This window comes from Pontibacter locisalis, assembly GCF_042684605.1.
Lineage (GTDB): Bacteria > Bacteroidota > Bacteroidia > Cytophagales > Hymenobacteraceae > Pontibacter > Pontibacter locisalis.
Genome location: NZ_JBHULU010000004.1, coordinates 126,658 through 146,773 on the forward strand (window position 1 = coordinate 126,658; position 20,116 = coordinate 146,773).

A 20,116-nucleotide genomic window follows, 5' to 3' on the forward strand; every position below is an offset into this window, starting at 1 on the left:
GCATAAATTCTACTCTCAGGGTTTATAGCAGGCTTGCAAAGCTAAACAACTATTCAGCAATACAGTAAATATAAATTAACTTATCTGAAACAAGACGAAGTTACTCTACCAGGAGTTGTGTCACTTGAGCAGCCTGCCCCTCTGCCTCGGTAATGATAAAGTCGTTGAATCCATCTCCTACTTCTATTCCTATCAGGTTTAGCTGTAACATGTCCAGAATAGCCAGGAAGTTGAAGATCATACCAATTTTGTCCGGAAACTCTGCAATGATCTGTGAGAAAGCAATCTGGCTGCGCTGTTTCACCATGCTCATGATCACATCCCGCTGTTCTTCGATGGTATATGGATATTGGATTACCGTGTGCTTTGGCCTATTCTGCTCCTCCTCAAACCGATGCATCACCTTTTCAAACACGCGCATGATCTTATACAGGCTTAGGTCCTGCAGCTCGTATTCGAAATGATTCGCATTGGCGATTTGCTGCAACTCCTCATGAATATTACCCCTGTTCTCCTGCGCCAGGCGCAGGTCTTCCATCTCGGAAAGCACAGGTGTGGCACTTTTATACTTCTTGTATTCCAACAGGTGCTGCACAAGTTCCTGGCGGGGGTCTATCTCATTACCTTCTTCGTCCTTCTCTGTGCGGGGCAGCAGCATCTTAGCCTTGATGCGCATAAGCGTTGCAGCTGTAAGAATAAAATCACTGGCGATTTCAATGTTCAGCTGCTCCATCTGCCGAATATAGCCAATGAACTCATTCGTGATCTGGAAGATAGGAATATCATGAATATCCAGCTCATCACGCTCAATAAAGAAAAGCAAAAGGTCAAACGGACCTTCAAACAACGGTAATCTGATTTCGAAACTCACCTTAGCTGCATTTTATAGCGCATACTGCCGCGCCAATGACAAAAATAAACATTTCCAGCGGATTAAAGACATACCGCTTTTGGAAGAACCCGAACCAGGGAGGGCATAGTTCATAACAAGTTTCGAACAATAGATGTATAAGCTAAAATGTTGCGCTGCTGGTCTGCCACCCTTACAGCTTTCCCAGCAAAGCGGGAGTTTTTTAAAAATGTATCCCACTGACTCACAAACCTTTTATAGCTACAGAAACTTTATTTGGGTGCGTGTGTTCTTTATTTTATTAACTTTACGATTTGGCTAAAAGGGTACACTTTGTGCTTAATAAACTTTAGCTAAATTTATTTGTTAGAGGTCTATAAAGACAATTCTATGATCATTAAACCCGGAGAGCTTCTTGCTTCCATCAACACACCTGCCGACCTGCGCAAGCTTAAGCCGGAACAGTTGGTGCAGGTAAGTCAGGAACTAAGGCAGTACATCATTGATGTCGTTTCGATTCATGGCGGGCACTTTGGCGCCAGCCTTGGCGTTGTGGAGCTTACAACGGCACTGCACTATGTTTTTAACACCCCGTACGATCAACTGGTTTGGGATGTGGGGCATCAGGCTTATGGTCATAAAATATTGACCGGCCGAAGAGATATTTTCCATACGAACAGAAAGTATGGCGGCATCTCCGGCTTTCCTAAAAGGAAAGAAAGTGAATACGACACGTTTGGTGTAGGACACTCGAGCACTTCTATCTCTGCAGCACTTGGTATGGCTGTGGCCTCTAAATATAAAGGTGAGGAAGACCGGCAGCACATTGCTGTTATCGGAGATGGTGCCATGACAGGCGGTATGGCTTTTGAGGCACTTAACCATGCGGGTGTAGCTAACGCAAACCTGCTGGTAGTTCTTAACGATAACTGTATGAGCATCGATCCGAACGTAGGTGCTCTAAAAGAATATTTAACTGACATCACTACCTCACGCACTTATAATAAGGTGCGCGACGAAATATGGAATGTATTAGGAAAGATCAGCAAGTTCGGCCCGAATGCACAGCACATAGCATCTAAGGTAGAGAGTGGTATAAAAGCCACTTTACTTAAGCAGAGCAACCTGTTTGAAGGTCTTAAATTCCGCTACTTTGGTCCAATAGATGGCCATGACGTAAATCATCTGGCATCAGTAATGGAAGACCTCAAGCATATTCCGGGTCCCAAGATCCTGCATTGCCTTACTACCAAAGGAAAGGGCTATGCTTTAGCTGAAAAAGACCAGACGAAATGGCACGCACCGGGTCTTTTTGATAAGATTACAGGAGAAATTTATAAAACACATCACGAAAAGCCACAGCCTCCTAAGTACCAGGATGTGTTTGGCCATACGATAGTAGAACTGGCGGAGCAAAACCCTAAGATTATGGGTGTAACCCCAGCTATGCCATCCGGATGCTCTCTCAACATTATGATGAAGGCAATGCCGGATCGCGCGTTTGATGTGGGTATTGCAGAGCAACATGCGGTTACCTTCTCAGCTGGTCTGGCTACTCAAGGCTTAGTACCTTTCTGTAATATTTACAGTACATTTATGCAGCGTGGCTATGATCAGGTGCTGCACGACGTATGCTTACAGAACCTGAATGTAGTTTTCTGCCTCGACAGAGCTGGCTTTGCCGGTGCAGACGGGCCAACACACCATGGTGCTTACGATATTGCTTACATGCGCTGCATCCCGAACATGGTGGTAGCAGCTCCCATGAACGAACAGGAGCTTCGCAATATGATGTTCACCGCCTCGCAGGAGGACATGGGGCCATTTACTATCCGTTATCCGCGTGGTGAAGGTGTTATGCCAAACTGGCGCACTCCGCTGGAACTACAGCAGGTGGGTAAAGGGCGTACCATACAAGAGGGTGAAGAAATAGCTATACTAACTTTTGGCCATATTGGTAACTATGCCGTTGATGTATGCAATAAGCTTGCTTACGATGGCATTACGCCAGGCCACTACGATATGCGATATACGAAGCCGCTTGACGAAGAACTACTGCACCATATCTTTACCAGGTATGATAAAGTCATCACAGTAGAGGATGGTTGCCTGCAAGGTGGTTTCGGCAGTGCTATACTGGAATTTATGGTAGATAATGGCTATACATCGCAGGTAAAACGTTTAGGTATTCCTGACAAGATTTTTGAACACGGGTCTCAGCTGGAACTGCACCGCGAAGCAGGTTTTGCACCAGAGGATATTGAGCGTACAGTACGTGAGATGATAGGAGTTCCGGTAAAGGTATAGATTATTGACAAAGAATTTTGATTGTATAAGAGCCCTCACAGCCTAAAAAATTGTGAGGGCTTTTTGTTTCTCAGAATCAGGATTTACAAGATTTCGAAGAGTAATCAGCGTTGTCTGCAATAGCGGCTCCGGTCATCCAATCACTGCAAAGCTTTTGTGACCATCTTCGTAAATCACTCTTAAGTTTTATATTTTTGAGGATCATCCTGTTCATCTGAAAATCCTATGACTAAAGCACCTACTCCTTCTCACAGCGCACTTGTTTTTCTGCATGGCTTCTGCGAAAGCACCCGTGTATGGAATGATTTTACTCAACCACTGCAGCAAAACTTCAGAGTCATTGCATTAGACCTTCCGGGCTTTGGAAATAACACACAAAATATCCGGGACTATAGCATGGAAAGCATGGCAGAAGACGTGAAGCAGCAACTTGATGAGCTTGAAGTAAGAAAGTGTATCCTGATCGGGCATTCCATGGGTGGTTATGTAAGCATGGCTTTTGCTGAAAAATATGGGAACATGTTGAATGGCCTTTGTCTTTTCCACTCCTCGGCTCTCCCCGACACGGAAGAGAAAAAGGAGAACCGCAACAAAACAATTGAGTTTGTAGAAAAGCATGGTGTAGATAAGTTTATAGAGTCTTTTGTTGAGCCGCTGTTTTATAGCGGCAATCGAAATAAACTTCGTGACCAAATCAAGATGATGGTGGAGATTGGCAAAAGCACCCCGAAAGAAAGCATAACCAAAGGTCTCGTTGCCATGCGCGACAGGCCAGACAGAACAGATATCCTAAAGAAAGTTAGATTTCCGGTCCTGTTTATTTTTGGAAAAGAAGACGGCGCCGTGCCACTAGATAAAGCTTTGGAGCAATGCCACCTGCCCCACAATAGCATGGTTAATTTCCTGGCCAATACCGGCCATATGGGCATGTTTGAACGCACCTATGAAACCCGCAAAACTATCGAGAAGTTCGCAGAGACTATTTACGGCTGATCTATTAGCTTTGGCCTTACTTACTAAGGCCAAAGCTAACAGAAATACGAGCCAAAAAGCTACTATATTAGCCTCATGAGCGACAGCACCGCATCACCCCCTGGGCGCATACTCCCAACTATTGTGTTTTCTCAGTTTGCCGGCACCTCGCTGTGGTTTGCTGGCAACGCTGTTTTACCTGAACTTCAGCAGGTACTACAGCTACAGGAAACGGGGCTCAGTTTGATGACATCTGCCGTACAGTTCGGGTTTATAATTGGCACCCTCTGCTTCGCTTTTCTATCATTAGCAGATAGAGTATCTCCCCGGTTGCTCTTCCTGATTTGTGCATTATCAGGTGCCTTGGCCAATGCCTTGGTTTTAACAGTTGCAACTAGTGTTACAGGCGTATTGTTACTCCGTGCTATAACTGGCTTCTTGCTGGCTGGCATTTACCCGGTGGGTATGAAGATAGCGGCCAGCTGGTACAGTGGCAAGCTTGGCAAAGCGATAGGCTACCTGGTAGGAGCACTGGTATTAGGAACCGCTTTCCCTCACCTGCTCCGTGGCATTGGTGCAACGCTTCCCTGGCAGACGATGCTTCTCACCGTAAGTGCATTGGCTGCCGTAGGTGGCGTACTTATGTACCTGCTCGTTCCCGAAGGGCCTTTTTTAAGCAAAGGAGCAAAATTTGATATCAGCAATATGTTTCGTGTTTTCAAGGTTCCTGATTTCAGAGCGGCGGCATTGGGTTATTTTGGCCATATGTGGGAGTTGTACACTTTGTGGGCCTTCACCCCTTTTATACTTACTTATGTTTTAAAAGACACACCTGCTAACTTAATCTCAATCTACAGCTTTATGGTTATAGCAGCTGGTGCTGTAGGGTGCATAGGCGGCGGATACCTGTCACAATACTGGGGAAGCGGACGGGTGGCGTTCATTCAGCTCCTCTTCTCCGGGCTCTGTTGCTTTCTGTCAGTAATGGTATTCAATGAACCTCAGCTTTTGCTACCATTCCTGATTTTCTGGGGTGTTGTAGTAGCCGGCGACTCTCCCCAGTTTTCTACGCTATCGGCCAAAACAGCTCCTCCGCATCTGGTAGGCACTGCCCTTACAGTAGTTACTTCTATCGGTTTTACAATAACAATAGTAAGTATTCAGGTAACAAGCTTTTTACTTCAGATACTACCACCACAGCATACATTTTTATGGCTGGCTGCAGGTCCGGTGTTTGGCTTGCTGGCACTCCGCAGACTAGTGGTAAAGTAAAACGGCAGCCTGCTTTTACACAAACTGCCGTTTAAATCGAAACCTGTTTTACTATACTTCTTATAGAGAATTGGGTTACTCCTTTACCTCTAATTTCATCAAAGATCCATCCTCTGCTTTCAATTCCATTTTACTATCTGTCAGTTTTACTACTTCAAAGTTCTCCGTCATTTCCTCATCCTCAAACTGGAGAGTCAAACGTTTGCCACTCTGATCAAAAGACCATGTTCCTGTTTGTAACATACCACCACTGCCCATTGCAAAACGGCCATCCGCATAAAACTGTATTGATTCCTGCTCCTCTAACTCCGACAGTTCCTGCTCATCCCCAGCGACATCCAGTTCCTCATTGATCATCCAGGTTTTACTATTAGGCCCAGACATCATGTTTTCGGTACCTACCTCTTCATTCCCTCCACAGCTTATTACAGTTATAGCAAAGATTACTGTTAACAGCACTTGGTATAGATTTCTTTTATTTCTATTCATGGTTTTCATAGTATGATTGTGTACTCACACGGCATTTACTTTTTCTAAAGCAACACCAATGCACTAAGTACGGCTTTGCATTCTTTCCTGTTGCCGGCAAGCTTCACAACAAAGTGCCCGCAGTGGCGTATCTTTTACTATACAGAGCTATAGCAGTTGTGTAGCTTAAAACGAAAACAGACTTAATACTTATTTAATATGGGACTATTTGATTTTTTTAAGAAAGGAAAAGACGAACCTGCAAAAGCATCGAGTAATGTACAGCCTAAGAAGAAAGTAGAAACTCCTGAGGGAACTCAGCCTATCAGCAAAGGAACGGATATGACTTCGCGTGCACCCGGACATCCGGAGCAGGGCTTTTACAGTAAAAGCGACATGAACAAAGTAACCGATGCCGGTCCAAACCAGGACGTGTATACGGTACAATCTGGAGACTCACTCTCGAAGATTGCCAAAAAACACTACGGCAACGCTAATGCCTGGACTCGCATTTACGACGCTAACAAAGACAAGATCGGCGATAACCCAGACCTGATTCGTCCGGGACAACGCTTTGTGATACCAAGAGACTAAAAGTTATTTGTATAGAAGTAGAAATGGCCGGCCAAATAGAGCCGGCCATTTCTACTTCTATACCTCTACCAGGCATAATTTATACCCGCCGATAAATTAACATCATATTCTTTGTAGGATGTTTCGGCAGTACGACTATTTAACGGCAACTGCACCTGACCTACTAGTGTAAACTTATCGTTGAGTCTATACTGTGTTTCTATTGGTAAGTGCAGCGTTGTTTTTCTACGATATGGGTTATCATCCTTAAACTCCCACTCCTCAGAGTAATTCGGATTAGCGGGATGATAAGTTAATAGAGCCTTCATTTTATATTGAGACAGAAACTCATATTTAGCTCCTGCCCCTAAACCCGCACTCCATTTATCTGATAAGCTGTACAAGTATAAAGCCTGAAGTACCACTGCCAGATTCTGATCTGTAATCGTGGCTTTAGTTATCGGATTTCGGTTTTCATCAATCATAACTGTTTCTCCGGCTCTTTGCCGTTCTGCAACCTGTAAAACCGAGATCTGAAGGTTACTTTTAGCATCAACAGGAAAATTCACCCATGCTCCAAGTGCAGCTTGCAGACCTAACCCATAATGGCTGCTTTCTTCAAAGTTATCATCGTTTGTAAACGTGGCAAAGGCACCAAACCTGCCTGTAAAACCCCATTTCACCTCTTGTGCTTCAGCAGTAGACCCAATTAATAACGCAATTACAAGGAATAGCTTTTTCATTAATGTTTATATTAGAATACAATTATATTAAAAGCCTTGTAAAATAAAAGCCTGCCACGCTTGTTGCGTAGCAGGCTTAAGAATCAATAAGTATACTTCTACTGCTTAGAAACGCTCGTCAGCAGAGAAAAAGAAATCACCTTCGATTTTCGCATTCTCATCTGAGTCAGAACCGTGTACAGCGTTTGCTTCGATAGACTTAGCGTATTTCTTACGGATAGTACCTTCTGCAGCATCAGCCGGGTTTGTAGCACCGATCAGCTTACGGAAATCTTCAACCGCGTTATCTTTTTCTAAAATCATTGCCACGATTGGGCCAGAAGACATGTATTTTACAAGGTCGCTGTAGAACGGACGCTCTTTGTGTACTTCGTAAAACTTACCAGCGCGCTCCTCAGACAATCTTGTCTTTTTCATTGCTACGATACGGAAGCCGCCTTCCTCGATCATTTTAGTAATACCACCGATATGGTTTTCAGCAACCGCGTCTGGCTTAATCATTGTGAATGTGATGTTTCCGGCCATGTCTCTTTTAATAGTTTAAATTTATAAATCTCGATTTTGGTTTGCAAAAGTATAGCATTTCAGTCAATATTAGCACACTTTTCAGTTATACTTTAATTAACTCTTTCTCCTGCCGCAGAGTTATATAAAAGGCTGCTTCAACGCTATTTAATTGCTTTAGAAGTAATTTATTCAGAAATTTACGTCTTATATCCCTATTAATCAGAGGATTTAAATCTATAGTATGCACAATATCAACGCTCTGCAAGAGCTTTTGAAAGAGCCTAAAGAGGTGATGATCACAACGCACCATAAACCAGACGCCGATGCGTTAGGCTCTTCTCTTGGTTTGGCAGGATACCTTAAGAAAAAAGGACACCGTGTAACGGTTATCACGCCCTCAGACTATCCTTCTTTTCTGAACTGGATGGAAGGCAACGACGATGTAATCGTTTACTCCGAAAAAAATGATGCCCTGGTGCAGCGCATTATAGGTGAATCGCAGGTTATCTTTTGCCTTGACTTTAACAACCTGTCGCGCATCAACGAGATGGGAGAGTATATCCGAAGTGCCGCAGGGACAAAGATTCTGGTAGATCACCACCTGCAGCCTGATGATTTTGCTGACCTCGATTATGCTAATACACAGGCTGCTGCCACTGCCGAAATTGTTTATGACCTGATTAAGGCAATGGGCGACGGCGATCTGATTGATACGGGTATTGGCGAATGCCTTTATGCGGGCATAATGACTGACACTGGGTCGTTCCGGCACCCCAGCACTTCTAAAAATGTGCATCTTATTATTGCCGACCTGCTGCAAATCGGGGTAAGAACCTCAAATGTTCACCGCCTTATTTATGACAGCTCTTCGGAACTACGCCTGCGTTTCCTGGGTTATGCCCTGAAGGAGAAACTGGTGGTTCTACCAGAATATAAAACAGCTTATTTCGCTATCACAGCGGATGAATTAAAAGCGTACGATTCTAAAACCGGCGACACAGAAGGTCTCGTAAATTATGCCCTTTCTATAGAAGGCATTGTATTTGCAGCCCTTATTATTGATCGCACGCAGGCAGTTAAAATGTCCTTCCGCTCAGTGGGTGATTTTTCAGCTAATGAATTTGCCCGTGAGAACTTTAACGGTGGAGGCCATAAAAATGCGGCAGGTGGAATGTCTATGGATTCTTTAGAAGCGACTGTAGCTAAATTCGAAAGCCTTTTGCCTCTTTATAAAGACAAGCTGAAACATGCTACTGACACAGAATAAAAACATATCTCAAACAATAATCAATGCTATCTAAAACTAAATTTTTGCTGCCGGTACTAGCTGGCGCATTGCTTTTGCAGTCTTGCAATGACAAAGACGAATTTTATACTACGGCTGATGGCCTAACCTATAAAATCTACGAGAAAGACGAAAGTGGTGAGTACGAGAACAAAGGTAAAGTATCGCCTGATGACACGACTGGTGCCAAAATTGGGCAGGTGGTAACCATGCAAATGTCTTATAAGAACGCGGAAGACTCTTTACTTTTCGATTCTCGTGAGCAGAACCAGCCAATCATGATTCCGGTAATGGAGCCAACCTTCAAAGGCAGCCTGGAAAATGCGCTGATGATGATGTCTCCGGGTGACAGTGGTGTGTTTAAAGTAAATGCCGATTCATTGTTTGCAAAAACCTTTGGCCAGCCGCTTCCTCCATTCATCAAGCCCGGCTCGCAGTTAACTTTCTTTATTAAAGCTGAAAAGATTCAGTCTAAGGAAGCTGCCATTGCTGATCAGCAGAAAATGTTTGAGCAGCAAATGAAAGAGGCTCAGGCGCGTGCCGAAAAGCAGATCAAGATTGATGATGATAAGATTCAGCAATATATAAAAGCAGAAGGCTTATCAAACATGCAGAAGACAGAGTCTGGCGTATATTATACAGTTAAAGAGCCAGGTAAGGGGCCACAGGCTAATGCTGGTGACCAGGTTTCTGTACACTATAAGCTATCATTCCTGGACGGTAAGCAGGTAGAATCATCTTACGACAACCCAATGTCTGGTGGCCAGCCGTTTACTTTTACACTTGGCCAGGGCCAGGTAATAAAGGGATGGGATGAGGCTATCCAAAAGCTGAAAGAAGGCAGCAAAGCAACTCTGTTGGTACCGTCTCCATTAGCTTATGGTGAGCAGGATCGTGGTCCGGATATGCCAGCTAACTCAATTCTTCGGTTTGATGTAGAACTTGTAAAAGTTAACAAACAATAATACTAAACTCTTTATGAAAATGCTTAATAGCCTTATTCCGTGGTCAACTAAGAGCAGTAATTTGCTTAAGGTGCTTCTCTTTGTTATAGTGGCTGTTTCGTTTTCAGCCTGCGGCGACGATTCAGACAACAATTTTTTCTTTGATGCTGAGGCGCAGAAGCAGATAGATGAGAAGGTAATTCGCCAGTATTTCCGGAATAATAACGTAGATACCACGGCAGTAGAAAGGACCAGTTCCGGGCTTTATTACTTAGAGATTGCTCCTGGCACAGGAGCTGCCATAGAAACTGGTGACTTAGTAGAAGTAATGTACATTGGAAAATTAACCAATGGTTTTAAGTTTGACTCTTCTTATGACAGAGGCAACGCTTTTACCTTTACAGTTGGAGCCCAGCAGGTAATTAAAGGTTGGGACGAAGGTTTACCTCTAATGAAAGTTGGTGAAGAGGCTCGTTTATTTATTCCCTCTCACCTGGGTTATGGCTACAGAGGCAGTGGCAGTATTCCGCCTAACTCGGTGCTTATCTTCGATATTAAGGTAAATCGAAAAAAATAGGCTTTACAGCCGGTTAATTAAAAAGGGCGCTGGAGATTTTCCAGCGCCCTTTTTAATTAACCGGCTCTTTAAGAGAGTACCTCTGAAAGAATTGCTAATGATTTGATCTCCCCCAACTTATCCACATGCAATTGATAGTAGCGGATGATGATTGAAAGCAGCTCTTTGCGAACCTTTCCATTAGGAACAATAGCCTTACCCGGCTCACGCAGCAGTTCATCAAACAGCGCCTCATGCACTTGTAACACTAAGACGGATGGCGCAGAAGTAGCACTTTGCGCATTACTGGAGAAAGCTACCTGCTCTACAATCTCGGCACCAGAGCTGGGACCAAACCCAAGGTGATGACTCAACTGCAGGAGGAATATTAGATGAAAGTTCTCAAAGCCCTGCTCCAGCTCATCAAAAAACTTGATACCATTGTACAAAAACTGAAACAGCGGCTGATTCTCCTCCTCTTCCTTTATTGTACATGACACTATTTCTGAGAGAAACAGCACAATGCTACTTTTCCGGATATCAAAAGGAATACTATGGAATGGATAAGCGCTCTTGTACTCTGAGATACGGGTAAGGCCTCCTTTTTGCGAAGTATAGACAACCATATCGAGTAGCGTAAAAGGCTGAAAAAGGGCTATTCGGGAGCCACTGCCTTTCTTCCGAACACCATTCACAATATATGACTGAACCCCAAGTTGCTCTGTATACACCCTGGCAATGATGGATGACTCACGGTACTTGATGTGGTTAAGTACTATCCCTCTCGTTTTGACTAACATTTAATCCAATACGGCAATTTTGCTGACACAGGTTTGCTGCCCGTCGTCGCTGGAGCTCATTACCAGATACACCCCTGCCTTTACTCTTTTTCCATTGTAGTCGCGGACATCCCACGCTACCGTACCACCCGTTGCTTTCGTTTTGTATACTAAGGAGCCTGCCACGTCCGTTATTCGTATGTCTGCATTGTTTGGCAAGCCTGACACTCCTACAAGCCCAGTATAGGATGCTCTTACAGGATTAGGATATACCATGGCACATTCTGGTTCTCCTTCTGTAACTGTGGCTTCTCCTCTATAAGAAGCTACTCCTGCATCTGTCGCTATAAAAACCTCCCCAGACTTATGTTCTACTGCCACAGATAAAATCTTATCTGATGGCAGAGGGCTGTTTGCTTTTGTAAAATGCTTGATCAATTTATCCCCATCCGGGTTGAAAAGCCATAAACCATTATCAGTTCCCATCCATTTACGATTGGCACCATCCACAGCTATAGTGCGCACTACCTGCCCATCGAGTAGAGGCCTACGATCTATTATAGGGATACGGGCATCGTACCTTGGTTCAGAAAATACTATTCCCGTATTATAGTACACTCCCACTCCCCCTGCCGTACCTACCCATATGTCTCCATTTACATCTTTTGTCAACGCGTATATATCAGCGTTCGGCAGTCCTCCTGCTCCCTCACCGATTGAGAGCTGGCGCAAGGCATTTTTAGTCTCATCAAACACTATTAAACCGCCCGTTTTGTTATTGCGTCGGGCAATGGAAAGCCACTTCTGCCCGTAATCATCAATAACAATCTGATCCAGGTTACTACCGTCTGCAGCACCCGGTAAAACGTAAGATTTCCAGTTCCCATCTGGTTGCAGCTTATGAAGGCCAGGAGAATTTGTAAACTGGTTACGGTTTACCACCCACACATTACCATCGGCATCAACTGCTAAATCAGTAACCCTCACATACTCTGTTTTATCTGAAAAAGACAAAGTACTTAAAAGGGGGCTATTCAGGCCATTATATAATTTCCCCTTTTCAGGCCCCTCCCATTCAATAAGTCCGTTACCATAGCTGGCCAGGTACAGTTTCTCAGTAACAGGATTATAAACGGCATCTATGATGTCATAACCTTTTACAAAAGAGGGTCCAGGATATATATACCTGTTAAAGCTTTGCCATTCTCCTTCTGAAAAAACGTAGAATCCATTCCAGGTGCCGTTTTGCAAATAAACTTCGCTAAAGCCACCACTCAAGACATACACGTTCCCACCATGGGTATATACCCTGAAGCTGTTTCCCGAGAAAGGGCCGTTAGGAGCAAAGGCAGCAGCATCTGTACCTGTTAAATTCATAAGAACCAAACCCTTATTTCCATCGGCAATCCACACCTTGCCTTCTTCACTGCTTACTGCCGCTTGTTTTGGTGCGGTTAAGAGAGGATCGTTTAATTGCTGAATTTGGCCATTTTTATTAAGCAAGAACACTTTGCTGTTTGCTACTACAGTTAAGTAGTGGAAAGAGGCGTTAGCTGAAGTCACATCAACATTGGCTGCCCACGGTTCCACTCCCCAGCGCGTACCGTTCAGCACAAAAAGTCCATAGCCTGTGCTGGCGTAAAGTTTATCATTGAAAGCAGTAATACCTGAAACAGCTCCTGCAGCTGGAAGATCTCCGCTGACACTCCCCCAGTTCTGGAAATCCTGCAGATTAACACCTTGCCGCTTAGCTCCTAGAACACCAAGGTTGGTAGCAAGGTAAATACTATCACGAAGCACAGCAGACGCACGGACATTTACTAGCTCTCCGGTAGGCCCAAGGTTACTGTAGGTATCCCTGATTTCCAGTTTGACCAAGTCGAGCACCACTACACCAAATGTGGTGGAAATATAAGCTTGCTTGTTATGGATATTAATATGATTGATTCGTTTTTCCCCAGGAACAGCTTTCCGGAAAATATCATTGATGTTTATAATCTTGCCATTCCGGATTAAATCGAGGTTTGTATTGGCATAGGCTACTACCAATGTCTTTGTATCAGTATCATAAGCGACGGTACTGATCTGCTGCTCCCGTAGCCCATCTACTTTAGAGACTGTTTCCGTGGTGTTAAACTCTTTGTCGTAATAAAAGAGGCCTCTCTCTGTTGCGACATAAACTTTATCTCCTGCATCTGCCACAGCCTTTCCCTGGTGGTAAGGCACATGCACCCGCCAGGCCCCCAGAGCAATGTTGTTTTGCCCATAGCCAAAGTAGCCGGAAAGTAAAAGGCACAGCACAAGCGTGAACCTCAGCATAAGCCGGCACGTGAGAGCTAGTGTAGTGGCTTTTAATTCCATTTTGAAAGACTACTTCTACTGAATACTTACTTTTTAGATTTCAGTCCCTCTACAAAGCAATGGCGACAGCGAGCTTCGTAAGAATCTGTTTCACCGAGTAATACCTGCTGTTCCGAAGCTGCATTTCGGTAAGAGTAATTGGCAATGTCGCCACACTGCACACAAACAGCATGCACTTTAGTGACATACTCTGCCACCGACATCAATGCCGGCATAGGCCCAAAAGGCTTTCCCAGGTAGTCCATATCAAGACCAGCTGCAATAACCCGAACGCCACTGTTCGCTAATTTTACACAAACTTCAGCAAGCCCATCATCAAAGAACTGGGCTTCGTCTATCCCCACAACATCGCAACTGCCACCCAGCAACAACATATCCTGTGCAAAATCTATAGGGGTAGAACGTATGGAGTTCGCATTATGAGATACAACGTCCTCCTCATGGTAACGCTTATCCATGGCAGGTTTAAATATCTCTACCTTTTGTTTAGCTATGCGAGCTCTGTTCAGCCTCCTGATCAATTCTTCTGTTTTGCCTGAGAACATAGATCCGCAGATCACTTCAATCCAACCCTTCCTGTTAGCGTGGTTCTTATTACCAACGCGCGGTTCAATAAACATTGTCTAAAAATGTGGTATATAATTGCGTAACTGTAGCTAATAGTAGTCTATAATCCCGGTGGCAAAGGCAGACTAGCCTCTGGTCATATTTACCTCTTCGTAATCCCTTTTCCTCTAGCTACTGTAGGTCAGGTGTGGCAACTTAGTTTGATCAGGCACTTTTCCTGTAGCATCACCGGCTGCTAATGTACACTGGCACGTTAATCGTTCGTTATCCTTTAGGCGGCTGTTGTTTCTATAGCGAACTTCGCTTTCTGTAAGCGGACCAAGATGCTCCATTCCCTGCAATACGATTATCCGGCAGGAAGTGCAGCGGCCTTTGCCACCGCAGGCATGCATCCAGTCTATATGCTGGCTCTGCAGGGCCTTTAGCAACGTCTGCCCTTCACCAACTTTTACTTCGAGGTTGGCCAGGTTTTGAACAGTCAACTTCGGCATTATTTTATAACTTTACAGAAGAAAGAGACTCCCTATGGAAGACAAATATAATCAATTACACCTGGATCGTTATAGCAAGCAGTTGTCAAATCTGCTTTGCGACAAACATTTTGCAAGCCATGATACCATTAATGGCCCACAACTCATTAGTTTTACGCCTATAAAGCAGGTAAACTTATTTATCATAAAAGAGCTGTTACTAAAGTGGCACCATGAAATGGCTAACCTGCGTAGCCCTTACTTTGATTATGAGCATGAGGAAGTAAAGGAGGCACTGCTTAACTTTATGAACGTCCTGTCGAGGAAGATTCTAATGAAACGGAACGCCTTTGAGCCACTTTTACAGAAGGCTATTTATGACACCTTTCTAATAGTTCTAGCTCCTGTTGATACCTTTGAGGAAAAGTTTTTACGTATTCAGGAAGAAATAACACTGCCCAAGCTACAAGAGAACTTAAAGTACATTGATATTGACAAGCAGCTTTTTACCGGCTTTATAGACACGCTCTCCCCGAACAGCCGCGACAGGGAATATATCCTTAGCCGCTTTAAGTTATATACAAACGCTAACCAAGGCTCCCGCACACCCCTAAGTAGCATTGTAAACCAGTTTAACCCACTTTTACCTGTTACTGAAGGTGAAATTGAGGGGTTAGCACAAAGCCCTGCGGCAAGACCTGCGCCCGTGGCTCCGGTTCAGGAAAAAGAAATTGTTGCTCCTATACACAATGCTCAACGTGAAGTTCCTGCTTCAAAGCCTGTCTACCGGAGAGATGAGGATTCAGAGGAGGAAGAGGAGCTTACCTCTAATGCACGCCCAACACTTAATGATAACTTCCGCAAATCGGCAACAGCCTCTCTCGCCGATTCGCATAGTAACCGTAAGATTGACTCATTAAAAAACTCCATCTCTATTAATCAGCGCTTCAGCTTTATTAATGAACTATTCGAGGGCGACAACATGACCTACTACAATGTGATTAAGACCTTGGATGAGTATAATGATGCCTTTGCTGCAAAGCAATTTGTGACAAGTAACCTGGCCCAGAAATATAATTGGAATCATAAACAGGACCATGTAAACAAGCTGCTTCGCCTCATTGACAGAAAGTTCTCCTGAAAAAACTTAAGCGGTAGTAAAAAGAATCCTCGTTTGTAACCAGACGAGGATTCTTTTTACATGCTCATATTCAAATACTCGCTCTGCATCCTATTTACCTATTCTCAAAAATTAAACCAGGCGGCCATTACCTTTATTGCAAAAAAGAAAGCGAAGTGGTAAATATGCGGTTGTTTAGCAATAAAGCCCCTTTAAATCCTGCCGCACCTGATTGAACTTTCGGAGGAAAAACAAAATAGGCCGACACAAACAAAGACTTAACGCGTACTATCAAAAATAAAGAACTTATTATTAGCCATGAGAGACGACTTTGACTACGATGACGACTTCGCCCAAAGCTTTGATGATGAAGAGGATGATGATGACTTCGGAATGACGTTCGAAGAAGATGTTTACCTTATGATCAGGGAAAAGCTGCGTGACACAATTCAGGAGTTTAAAACGAAGTACCCGGAACTTAAAAAGCTGGAGAATGCGGTTAGCTCTTTTAAAGTGAACGCTAAGAATACTGATGATTCCAAGTTCTATCCTCTTGCCGCTAAATTACTAAGTGAGCACATTAAACCTCTGACAGCAGAGTCTGAAGAGATACAGGAAATTTACGATAATATGCAGGCCGACATCGCCCGTTTTAAAAATCAGCGTGCACACGGTCATGAAGGTGATTTCTACCTGAGTTAGTTATCCCACCTAATAAATAACAAAAGCCCATTCTTTTATAAAGAGGATGGGCTTTGTTATTTAAATATTTGATTTTGTTAATTTTATAATAAAAAACTATTCTATGAGCTAATATAAAGGGAATAGCAATGATGTCAGAACACAAATAAATTTAGTGAACCTACAATTTTATAAATTTTAAAATAATATATTTGTTTTTGCATATGCATGCAACCCTTTTTGGTTTTTATGAATCTACCACATAGAAATCTAAAACAACAAGATCGTGATACTGACATTACTTCGCTACCCAAAACTAAACAAGCTTAACACTCCGTATAAAATGGCTGTTTCTAGCCTTTTGAATGGAGAGCAGTATCTTATTCAAACAGTTGATAAGAAGTTAGCTCTAACCACACATCGCCTTATTGTGAGGAAGAGCTCCTGGACTACTTTAGGCAGTCAGTCTATCATGCTGGAGGACATTGTAGGCTGGGAAGTAAAGAAGACCAGTAAAAGCCTGTACTTTGGACTAAGTCTGGCTATGGCGTTCATGGTCTATTTCAACGATTCCTTTGCTCTCCTCAGTGGCTTCTTCCTGATGCTCTACATTATGACACGCCAACGCCGCGTGCACGTCAGATCAACAGACACGCAGGTAATTCTACCCCTTGAAGTAGAGGAGAAACGCATTTCCAATTTAATTGATATGGTTCGGCAGGCTCAGCAAAACCGCAAAGTGAAACTTGATTTTGATTCTGCCCTTGCTAATTAATGAGTAATTGCTTTTAATTTTTGAAGCACCTATAAAAAGGTGCTTTTTTGTTGCCCTTCTCTCCTTTCACAATATCTTAACGCCCTAAACGTAATAATTACTATATTTAAGGGTTTTACAGAACCTGAAGCAGCATGCCAGCAGAAGATTTGATATACGCAGACAAAGTGAAGGCGCACCAAGAAAAGATAAAGCAGGTATTTAGTGAGGTAAGCAAGGTTGTGGTAGGGCAAACCTACATGGTTAACCGCTTGCTTATCGGCCTTTTTACCGGAGGTCACATCCTGCTGGAAGGTGTGCCTGGATTGGCTAAAACATTGACCATTAACTCGCTCTCGAAGGCACTACGCCTTGATTTTCAGCGAATCCAGTTTACCCCTGACTTACTCCCATCGGACCTGATCGGAACGATGATTTATAACCAGAACTCCTCTGTATTTGAGGTAAAGAAGGGGCCAATCTTCGCCAACCTTATACTTGCCGATGAGGTTAACCGTTCTCCGGCCAAGGTTCAGTCAGCCCTTCTGGAAGCAATGCAGGAAAAGCAGGTAACCATCGGCGACACAACCTATCAGCTGGACCTCCCTTTTCTGGTGCTGGCAACACAGAACCCGGTGGAGCACGAGGGGACTTATCCGTTGCCAGAAGCACAGGTAGACCGCTTTATGATGAAGGTATACATCGATTACCCGAAAAAAGCAGACGAACTGGAAATTATGCGCCGCATGGCAAACATGTCTTTCAATGACTCTGTTGCCAAAGTACTTTCGAAAGAAGATATTTTTAGCATCCGCAACGACATTAATCAGGTTCAGATATCGGAAACACTGGAGAAGTATATTATTGAACTTGTATTTGCCACACGCCGCCCCGCAGAGTATGACCTGAACGAATTTGCGCCATACATTCAGTTTGGGGTGTCGCCGCGGGCCAGTATTGCACTGAACCGCGCAGCAAAGGCTGTGGCTTATTTTGATGAACGTGATTATGTACTGCCTGAAGATATAAAGGAGGTAGCGCATGATGTTATGAACCACCGTATCATACTTAACTATGAAGCCGAAGCAGACGGCATCACAACTAAAGATTTCATAGAAGCTATACTTCGGAAGGTACCTATCAGCTAGGCAAGCTCTCCTCAGGAACGTCTTTTAAGATACTCTCGTAACAATGAACCTCCCGTTAAGCAGCCAGATGCACTACTTAACGGGAGGTTTAGCATTTAATTTACTTGTAAAATAATGTTCAGAGGACTTTTAAAACTATACTTCCTGAGGAAACTTTTTGGCGGCCGCAAAGTTGCCGGCAAGGGCGGCTGTGGCATGGGCGCAGGATGCCTGGTGCTCCTGATTATTGTTGTAGTAGTGGCACTACTATTTGGCTTCATATAGTATTCTTTCTTTTTTTAAGCTATACCTACAGCATAAAAAAAGAAACCCGCCTGAAGCGGGTTTCGCGCAGTGAGGGAGACTAATCCGCACTGCAACTGACTGACACGATGTTTCTCACCCATACATGTGCAATCAGTAATAATTAAAGTCTTAGTAATCTGTGTTCTGAGGGTCGAAATTAGCCCAGCCTGCAGTCCAATCAGTTGCACCAAAGGCTCCTATATACTGAACCTGCTCAAATCCATTCAGGTTAGTAAAAGATGCACCTGACAATAACACAGAACCAGAACCTGGCAGAAGCGTTGGAGCACCATTTTGTTTGTATGAGTTCTCAACTTTCACGTCCGTGTTAGCTGTCTTCAGTGCATTATTGTTTGAATCAAACCAGTTCTGGATATTGAATGTACTTCCAGTAGCAACTTTTAGAGGTGTAGCAGAAGCTACAATAAAGTTGTTCTTAAAATTAAGCTCATTGTTTGTAGCACCTCCTTCTACAGCAGATCCGTCAAGATAAATACCTGTAGGCCAGCCAGCGATTACAGAGTTGTAAACAGAAATTCTCGTGTTTTTCTTAAAGTGGATACCGCTGCCAAAGTTTGCATTAGCATTTGTGCTTGACGTAGCTAGTGGACCAAACAAGCTTATGTTTGAGAATTTAGCTCTTGTGTTGGGAGTAGCTGAGTCGCCAGCCTTGTTATTATCAGACTCAAAACCATTAGACTTAGAAACGTCTGCCACACTCGGGTCACTGATACCTAATGCATACTGAATTGTTCCAGAGTAGCCATTGTCAGTGTCAAACATATCATCTACTGTTTTGTAGGCAATCAGGTGCTTCGCGTTTACAGTACCACCAAACCACTCAAAAGAGTCGTCGCCGCTGTAAGATACCTGAACAAAGTCAATCTCAGTGCCGCTACCTACACCACCAAAAGTGATACCGTTAATCTCATTGTCTGGCTGGAAAGCAATACCTGCAAACTCAACGCGTACATACTTCAGCACACCAGAGTTATCGGCAGCCTGATCTCCGCCATATAGCCTGTCAACCCCACCTTCTATAGCAGCATTGCTGCCAAGGTTTACAGGAGCTTTACCTAGTATGATCAGTCCACCCCAGTCACCTGCAGCGCGTGAGCCTTTTGCCTGGTTAGAAGTAAACACGATTGGCTTTTCAGCAGTACCACGGGCAACGATCTGTGCACCACGCTCAATAATCAATGATCCTTTAGAGGTTTTATCGCCTTTGATTATTGTACCTGGCTCTATTGTTAATTTAGCTGGAGCTTGTACATATACAAAGCCTTTAAGCAGGTATTTTTTATCAGCTTTAAGCGTCATGTCAGAAGTGATAGCACCGCTTAACTCAACAACCTCAGTTGACTGGTCAATTGGAGCTGGTGAAGTACCGTTGTCGTCGTCGCATGATACGTTGGCAACACCTAGTAATGCTAGCAATAATAATGTGCTTAGTTTTTTCATTGTTGTAAGAAGT

The 20,116-nt window shown here is 43.7% G+C and carries 21 protein-coding genes; 12 read left to right on the plus strand and 9 right to left on the minus strand.

Going from position 1 to position 20,116, the window contains the following annotated elements; genetic code table 11:
• Positions 1-100: 100 nt before the first annotated feature.
• The gene (locus ACFSRY_RS03665) at positions 101-871 is read right to left on the minus strand and encodes a segregation and condensation protein A (RefSeq protein WP_377503410.1); all 771 of its coding nucleotides are present in this window, start codon (positions 869-871) and stop codon (positions 101-103) included.
• 369 nt (positions 872-1,240) lie between these two features.
• Between ACFSRY_RS03665 and dxs the strand changes: the two genes are divergently transcribed.
• The 3 genes from dxs to ACFSRY_RS03680 all read left to right on the plus strand — a co-directional run bounded on the left by dxs (position 1,241) and on the right by ACFSRY_RS03680 (position 5,401).
• Positions 1,241-3,157: a 1-deoxy-D-xylulose-5-phosphate synthase gene (gene dxs, locus ACFSRY_RS03670; protein WP_377503411.1), complete on the plus strand. Its 1,917-nt coding sequence runs from the start codon at positions 1,241-1,243 to the stop codon at positions 3,155-3,157.
• 225 nt (positions 3,158-3,382) lie between these two features.
• The gene (locus ACFSRY_RS03675; protein WP_377503412.1) at positions 3,383-4,150 is read left to right on the plus strand and encodes an alpha/beta fold hydrolase; all 768 of its coding nucleotides are present in this window, start codon (positions 3,383-3,385) and stop codon (positions 4,148-4,150) included.
• Between the two features lie 75 nt (positions 4,151-4,225).
• Entirely contained in the window at positions 4,226-5,401 is a 1,176-nt protein-coding gene (locus ACFSRY_RS03680) for an MFS transporter (protein ID WP_377503413.1), read from the plus strand.
• Positions 5,402-5,476: 75 nt separating this feature from the next.
• On the opposite strand, the gene ACFSRY_RS03685 is transcribed toward ACFSRY_RS03680, so the two are convergent.
• Positions 5,477-5,890 carry a lipocalin family protein gene (locus tag ACFSRY_RS03685; protein WP_377503414.1) on the minus strand — a complete coding sequence of 138 codons (414 nt, stop codon included), beginning with the start codon at positions 5,888-5,890 and terminating at the stop codon, positions 5,477-5,479.
• Between the two features lie 198 nt (positions 5,891-6,088).
• Here ACFSRY_RS03685 and ACFSRY_RS03690 point away from each other — a divergent pair, with 198 nt between their 5' ends.
• The gene (locus tag ACFSRY_RS03690) at positions 6,089-6,463 is read left to right on the plus strand and encodes a LysM peptidoglycan-binding domain-containing protein (RefSeq protein WP_377503415.1); all 375 of its coding nucleotides are present in this window, start codon (positions 6,089-6,091) and stop codon (positions 6,461-6,463) included.
• A 65-nt stretch (positions 6,464-6,528) separates the two neighbouring features.
• Here the strand turns inward: ACFSRY_RS03690 and ACFSRY_RS03695 are convergent, their stop codons facing one another.
• Together ACFSRY_RS03695 and ACFSRY_RS03700 are read right to left on the minus strand one after the other, a co-directional pair.
• Positions 6,529-7,185 (minus strand): hypothetical protein, encoded by a 657-nt coding sequence (locus ACFSRY_RS03695; RefSeq protein ID WP_377503416.1) that lies wholly within the window; start codon positions 7,183-7,185, stop codon positions 6,529-6,531.
• A 105-nt stretch (positions 7,186-7,290) separates the two neighbouring features.
• Positions 7,291-7,710, minus strand: coding sequence for a nucleoside-diphosphate kinase (locus tag ACFSRY_RS03700; protein ID WP_377503417.1), 420 nt, complete (start codon positions 7,708-7,710; stop codon positions 7,291-7,293).
• Positions 7,711-7,933: 223 nt separating this feature from the next.
• Here ACFSRY_RS03700 and ACFSRY_RS03705 point away from each other — a divergent pair, with 223 nt between their 5' ends.
• From ACFSRY_RS03705 to ACFSRY_RS03715, 3 genes are read left to right on the plus strand one after another with little or no spacing between them, the layout of a single operon-like run.
• A complete protein-coding gene (locus tag ACFSRY_RS03705; protein WP_377503418.1) occupies positions 7,934-8,959 on the plus strand; it encodes a DHH family phosphoesterase in 1,026 nt (341 codons plus the stop codon).
• Positions 8,960-9,003: 44 nt separating this feature from the next.
• Positions 9,004-9,942 (plus strand): FKBP-type peptidyl-prolyl cis-trans isomerase, encoded by a 939-nt coding sequence (locus ACFSRY_RS03710; protein ID WP_377503419.1) that lies wholly within the window; start codon positions 9,004-9,006, stop codon positions 9,940-9,942.
• A gap of 13 nt (positions 9,943-9,955) precedes the next feature.
• Entirely contained in the window at positions 9,956-10,498 is a 543-nt protein-coding gene (locus ACFSRY_RS03715) for an FKBP-type peptidyl-prolyl cis-trans isomerase (protein ID WP_377503420.1), read from the plus strand.
• Positions 10,499-10,566: 68 nt separating this feature from the next.
• On the opposite strand, the gene recO is transcribed toward ACFSRY_RS03715, so the two are convergent.
• The 4 genes from recO to ACFSRY_RS03735 all read right to left on the minus strand — a co-directional run bounded on the left by recO (position 10,567) and on the right by ACFSRY_RS03735 (position 14,675).
• Positions 10,567-11,277 carry a DNA repair protein RecO gene (gene recO / locus ACFSRY_RS03720; protein WP_377503421.1) on the minus strand — a complete coding sequence of 237 codons (711 nt, stop codon included), beginning with the start codon at positions 11,275-11,277 and terminating at the stop codon, positions 10,567-10,569.
• Positions 11,278-13,575, minus strand: a complete 2,298-nt coding sequence (gene porZ / locus ACFSRY_RS03725) for a type IX secretion system anionic LPS delivery protein PorZ (RefSeq protein ID WP_377503422.1) — start codon at positions 13,573-13,575, stop codon at positions 11,278-11,280. It lies immediately after the preceding gene.
• A 68-nt stretch (positions 13,576-13,643) separates the two neighbouring features.
• The gene (locus ACFSRY_RS03730) at positions 13,644-14,237 is read right to left on the minus strand and encodes a thymidine kinase (protein WP_377503423.1); all 594 of its coding nucleotides are present in this window, start codon (positions 14,235-14,237) and stop codon (positions 13,644-13,646) included.
• A 114-nt stretch (positions 14,238-14,351) separates the two neighbouring features.
• Positions 14,352-14,675, minus strand: a complete 324-nt coding sequence (locus ACFSRY_RS03735) for a 2Fe-2S iron-sulfur cluster-binding protein (RefSeq protein ID WP_377503424.1) — start codon at positions 14,673-14,675, stop codon at positions 14,352-14,354.
• A 34-nt stretch (positions 14,676-14,709) separates the two neighbouring features.
• Here ACFSRY_RS03735 and ACFSRY_RS03740 point away from each other — a divergent pair, with 34 nt between their 5' ends.
• The 5 genes from ACFSRY_RS03740 (at position 14,710) to ACFSRY_RS03760 (ending at position 18,621) form a co-directional block, all read left to right on the plus strand.
• Entirely contained in the window at positions 14,710-15,795 is a 1,086-nt protein-coding gene (locus ACFSRY_RS03740) for a hypothetical protein (RefSeq protein ID WP_377503425.1), read from the plus strand.
• Positions 15,796-16,092: 297 nt separating this feature from the next.
• The gene (locus ACFSRY_RS03745; protein WP_377503426.1) at positions 16,093-16,476 is read left to right on the plus strand and encodes a hypothetical protein; all 384 of its coding nucleotides are present in this window, start codon (positions 16,093-16,095) and stop codon (positions 16,474-16,476) included.
• A gap of 265 nt (positions 16,477-16,741) precedes the next feature.
• The gene (locus ACFSRY_RS03750) at positions 16,742-17,230 is read left to right on the plus strand and encodes a hypothetical protein (RefSeq protein ID WP_377503427.1); all 489 of its coding nucleotides are present in this window, start codon (positions 16,742-16,744) and stop codon (positions 17,228-17,230) included.
• A 134-nt stretch (positions 17,231-17,364) separates the two neighbouring features.
• Positions 17,365-18,357 (plus strand): AAA family ATPase, encoded by a 993-nt coding sequence (locus ACFSRY_RS03755; RefSeq protein WP_377503428.1) that lies wholly within the window; start codon positions 17,365-17,367, stop codon positions 18,355-18,357.
• Between the two features lie 114 nt (positions 18,358-18,471).
• Complete coding sequence (locus ACFSRY_RS03760) at positions 18,472-18,621, plus strand: hypothetical protein (RefSeq protein ID WP_377503429.1); 150 nt, start codon at positions 18,472-18,474, stop codon at positions 18,619-18,621.
• A 150-nt stretch (positions 18,622-18,771) separates the two neighbouring features.
• Here the strand turns inward: ACFSRY_RS03760 and ACFSRY_RS03765 are convergent, their stop codons facing one another.
• Entirely contained in the window at positions 18,772-20,103 is a 1,332-nt protein-coding gene (locus tag ACFSRY_RS03765) for a T9SS C-terminal target domain-containing protein (RefSeq protein ID WP_377503430.1), read from the minus strand.
• Between the last annotated feature and the right edge of the window lie 13 nt (positions 20,104-20,116).

What these genes read in the sequence shown, in the direction of transcription:
- ACFSRY_RS03715 (WP_377503420.1), top strand. Translation starts at nt 9,956, where the DNA reads ATGAAAATGCTTAATAGCCTTATTCCGTGGTCAACTAAGAGCAGTAAT.
- ACFSRY_RS03695 (WP_377503416.1), bottom strand. Translation starts at nt 7,185, where the DNA reads ATGAAAAAGCTATTCCTTGTAATTGCGTTATTAATTGGGTCTACTGCT.
- recO (WP_377503421.1), bottom strand. Translation starts at nt 11,277, where the DNA reads ATGTTAGTCAAAACGAGAGGGATAGTACTTAACCACATCAAGTACCGT.
- ACFSRY_RS03760 (WP_377503429.1), top strand. Translation starts at nt 18,472, where the DNA reads ATGTTCAGAGGACTTTTAAAACTATACTTCCTGAGGAAACTTTTTGGC.
- ACFSRY_RS03675 (WP_377503412.1), top strand. Translation starts at nt 3,383, where the DNA reads ATGACTAAAGCACCTACTCCTTCTCACAGCGCACTTGTTTTTCTGCAT.
- ACFSRY_RS03735 (WP_377503424.1), bottom strand. Translation starts at nt 14,675, where the DNA reads ATGCCGAAGTTGACTGTTCAAAACCTGGCCAACCTCGAAGTAAAAGTT.
- ACFSRY_RS03700 (WP_377503417.1), bottom strand. Translation starts at nt 7,710, where the DNA reads ATGGCCGGAAACATCACATTCACAATGATTAAGCCAGACGCGGTTGCT.
- ACFSRY_RS03690 (WP_377503415.1), top strand. Translation starts at nt 6,089, where the DNA reads ATGGGACTATTTGATTTTTTTAAGAAAGGAAAAGACGAACCTGCAAAA.
- ACFSRY_RS03765 (WP_377503430.1), bottom strand. Translation starts at nt 20,103, where the DNA reads ATGAAAAAACTAAGCACATTATTATTGCTAGCATTACTAGGTGTTGCC.
- ACFSRY_RS03680 (WP_377503413.1), top strand. Translation starts at nt 4,226, where the DNA reads ATGAGCGACAGCACCGCATCACCCCCTGGGCGCATACTCCCAACTATT.
- porZ (WP_377503422.1), bottom strand. Translation starts at nt 13,575, where the DNA reads ATGCTGAGGTTCACGCTTGTGCTGTGCCTTTTACTTTCCGGCTACTTT.
- ACFSRY_RS03755 (WP_377503428.1), top strand. Translation starts at nt 17,365, where the DNA reads ATGCCAGCAGAAGATTTGATATACGCAGACAAAGTGAAGGCGCACCAA.
- ACFSRY_RS03685 (WP_377503414.1), bottom strand. Translation starts at nt 5,890, where the DNA reads ATGAATAGAAATAAAAGAAATCTATACCAAGTGCTGTTAACAGTAATC.
- ACFSRY_RS03705 (WP_377503418.1), top strand. Translation starts at nt 7,934, where the DNA reads ATGCACAATATCAACGCTCTGCAAGAGCTTTTGAAAGAGCCTAAAGAG.
- dxs (WP_377503411.1), top strand. Translation starts at nt 1,241, where the DNA reads ATGATCATTAAACCCGGAGAGCTTCTTGCTTCCATCAACACACCTGCC.
- ACFSRY_RS03745 (WP_377503426.1), top strand. Translation starts at nt 16,093, where the DNA reads ATGAGAGACGACTTTGACTACGATGACGACTTCGCCCAAAGCTTTGAT.
- ACFSRY_RS03740 (WP_377503425.1), top strand. Translation starts at nt 14,710, where the DNA reads ATGGAAGACAAATATAATCAATTACACCTGGATCGTTATAGCAAGCAG.
- ACFSRY_RS03730 (WP_377503423.1), bottom strand. Translation starts at nt 14,237, where the DNA reads ATGTTTATTGAACCGCGCGTTGGTAATAAGAACCACGCTAACAGGAAG.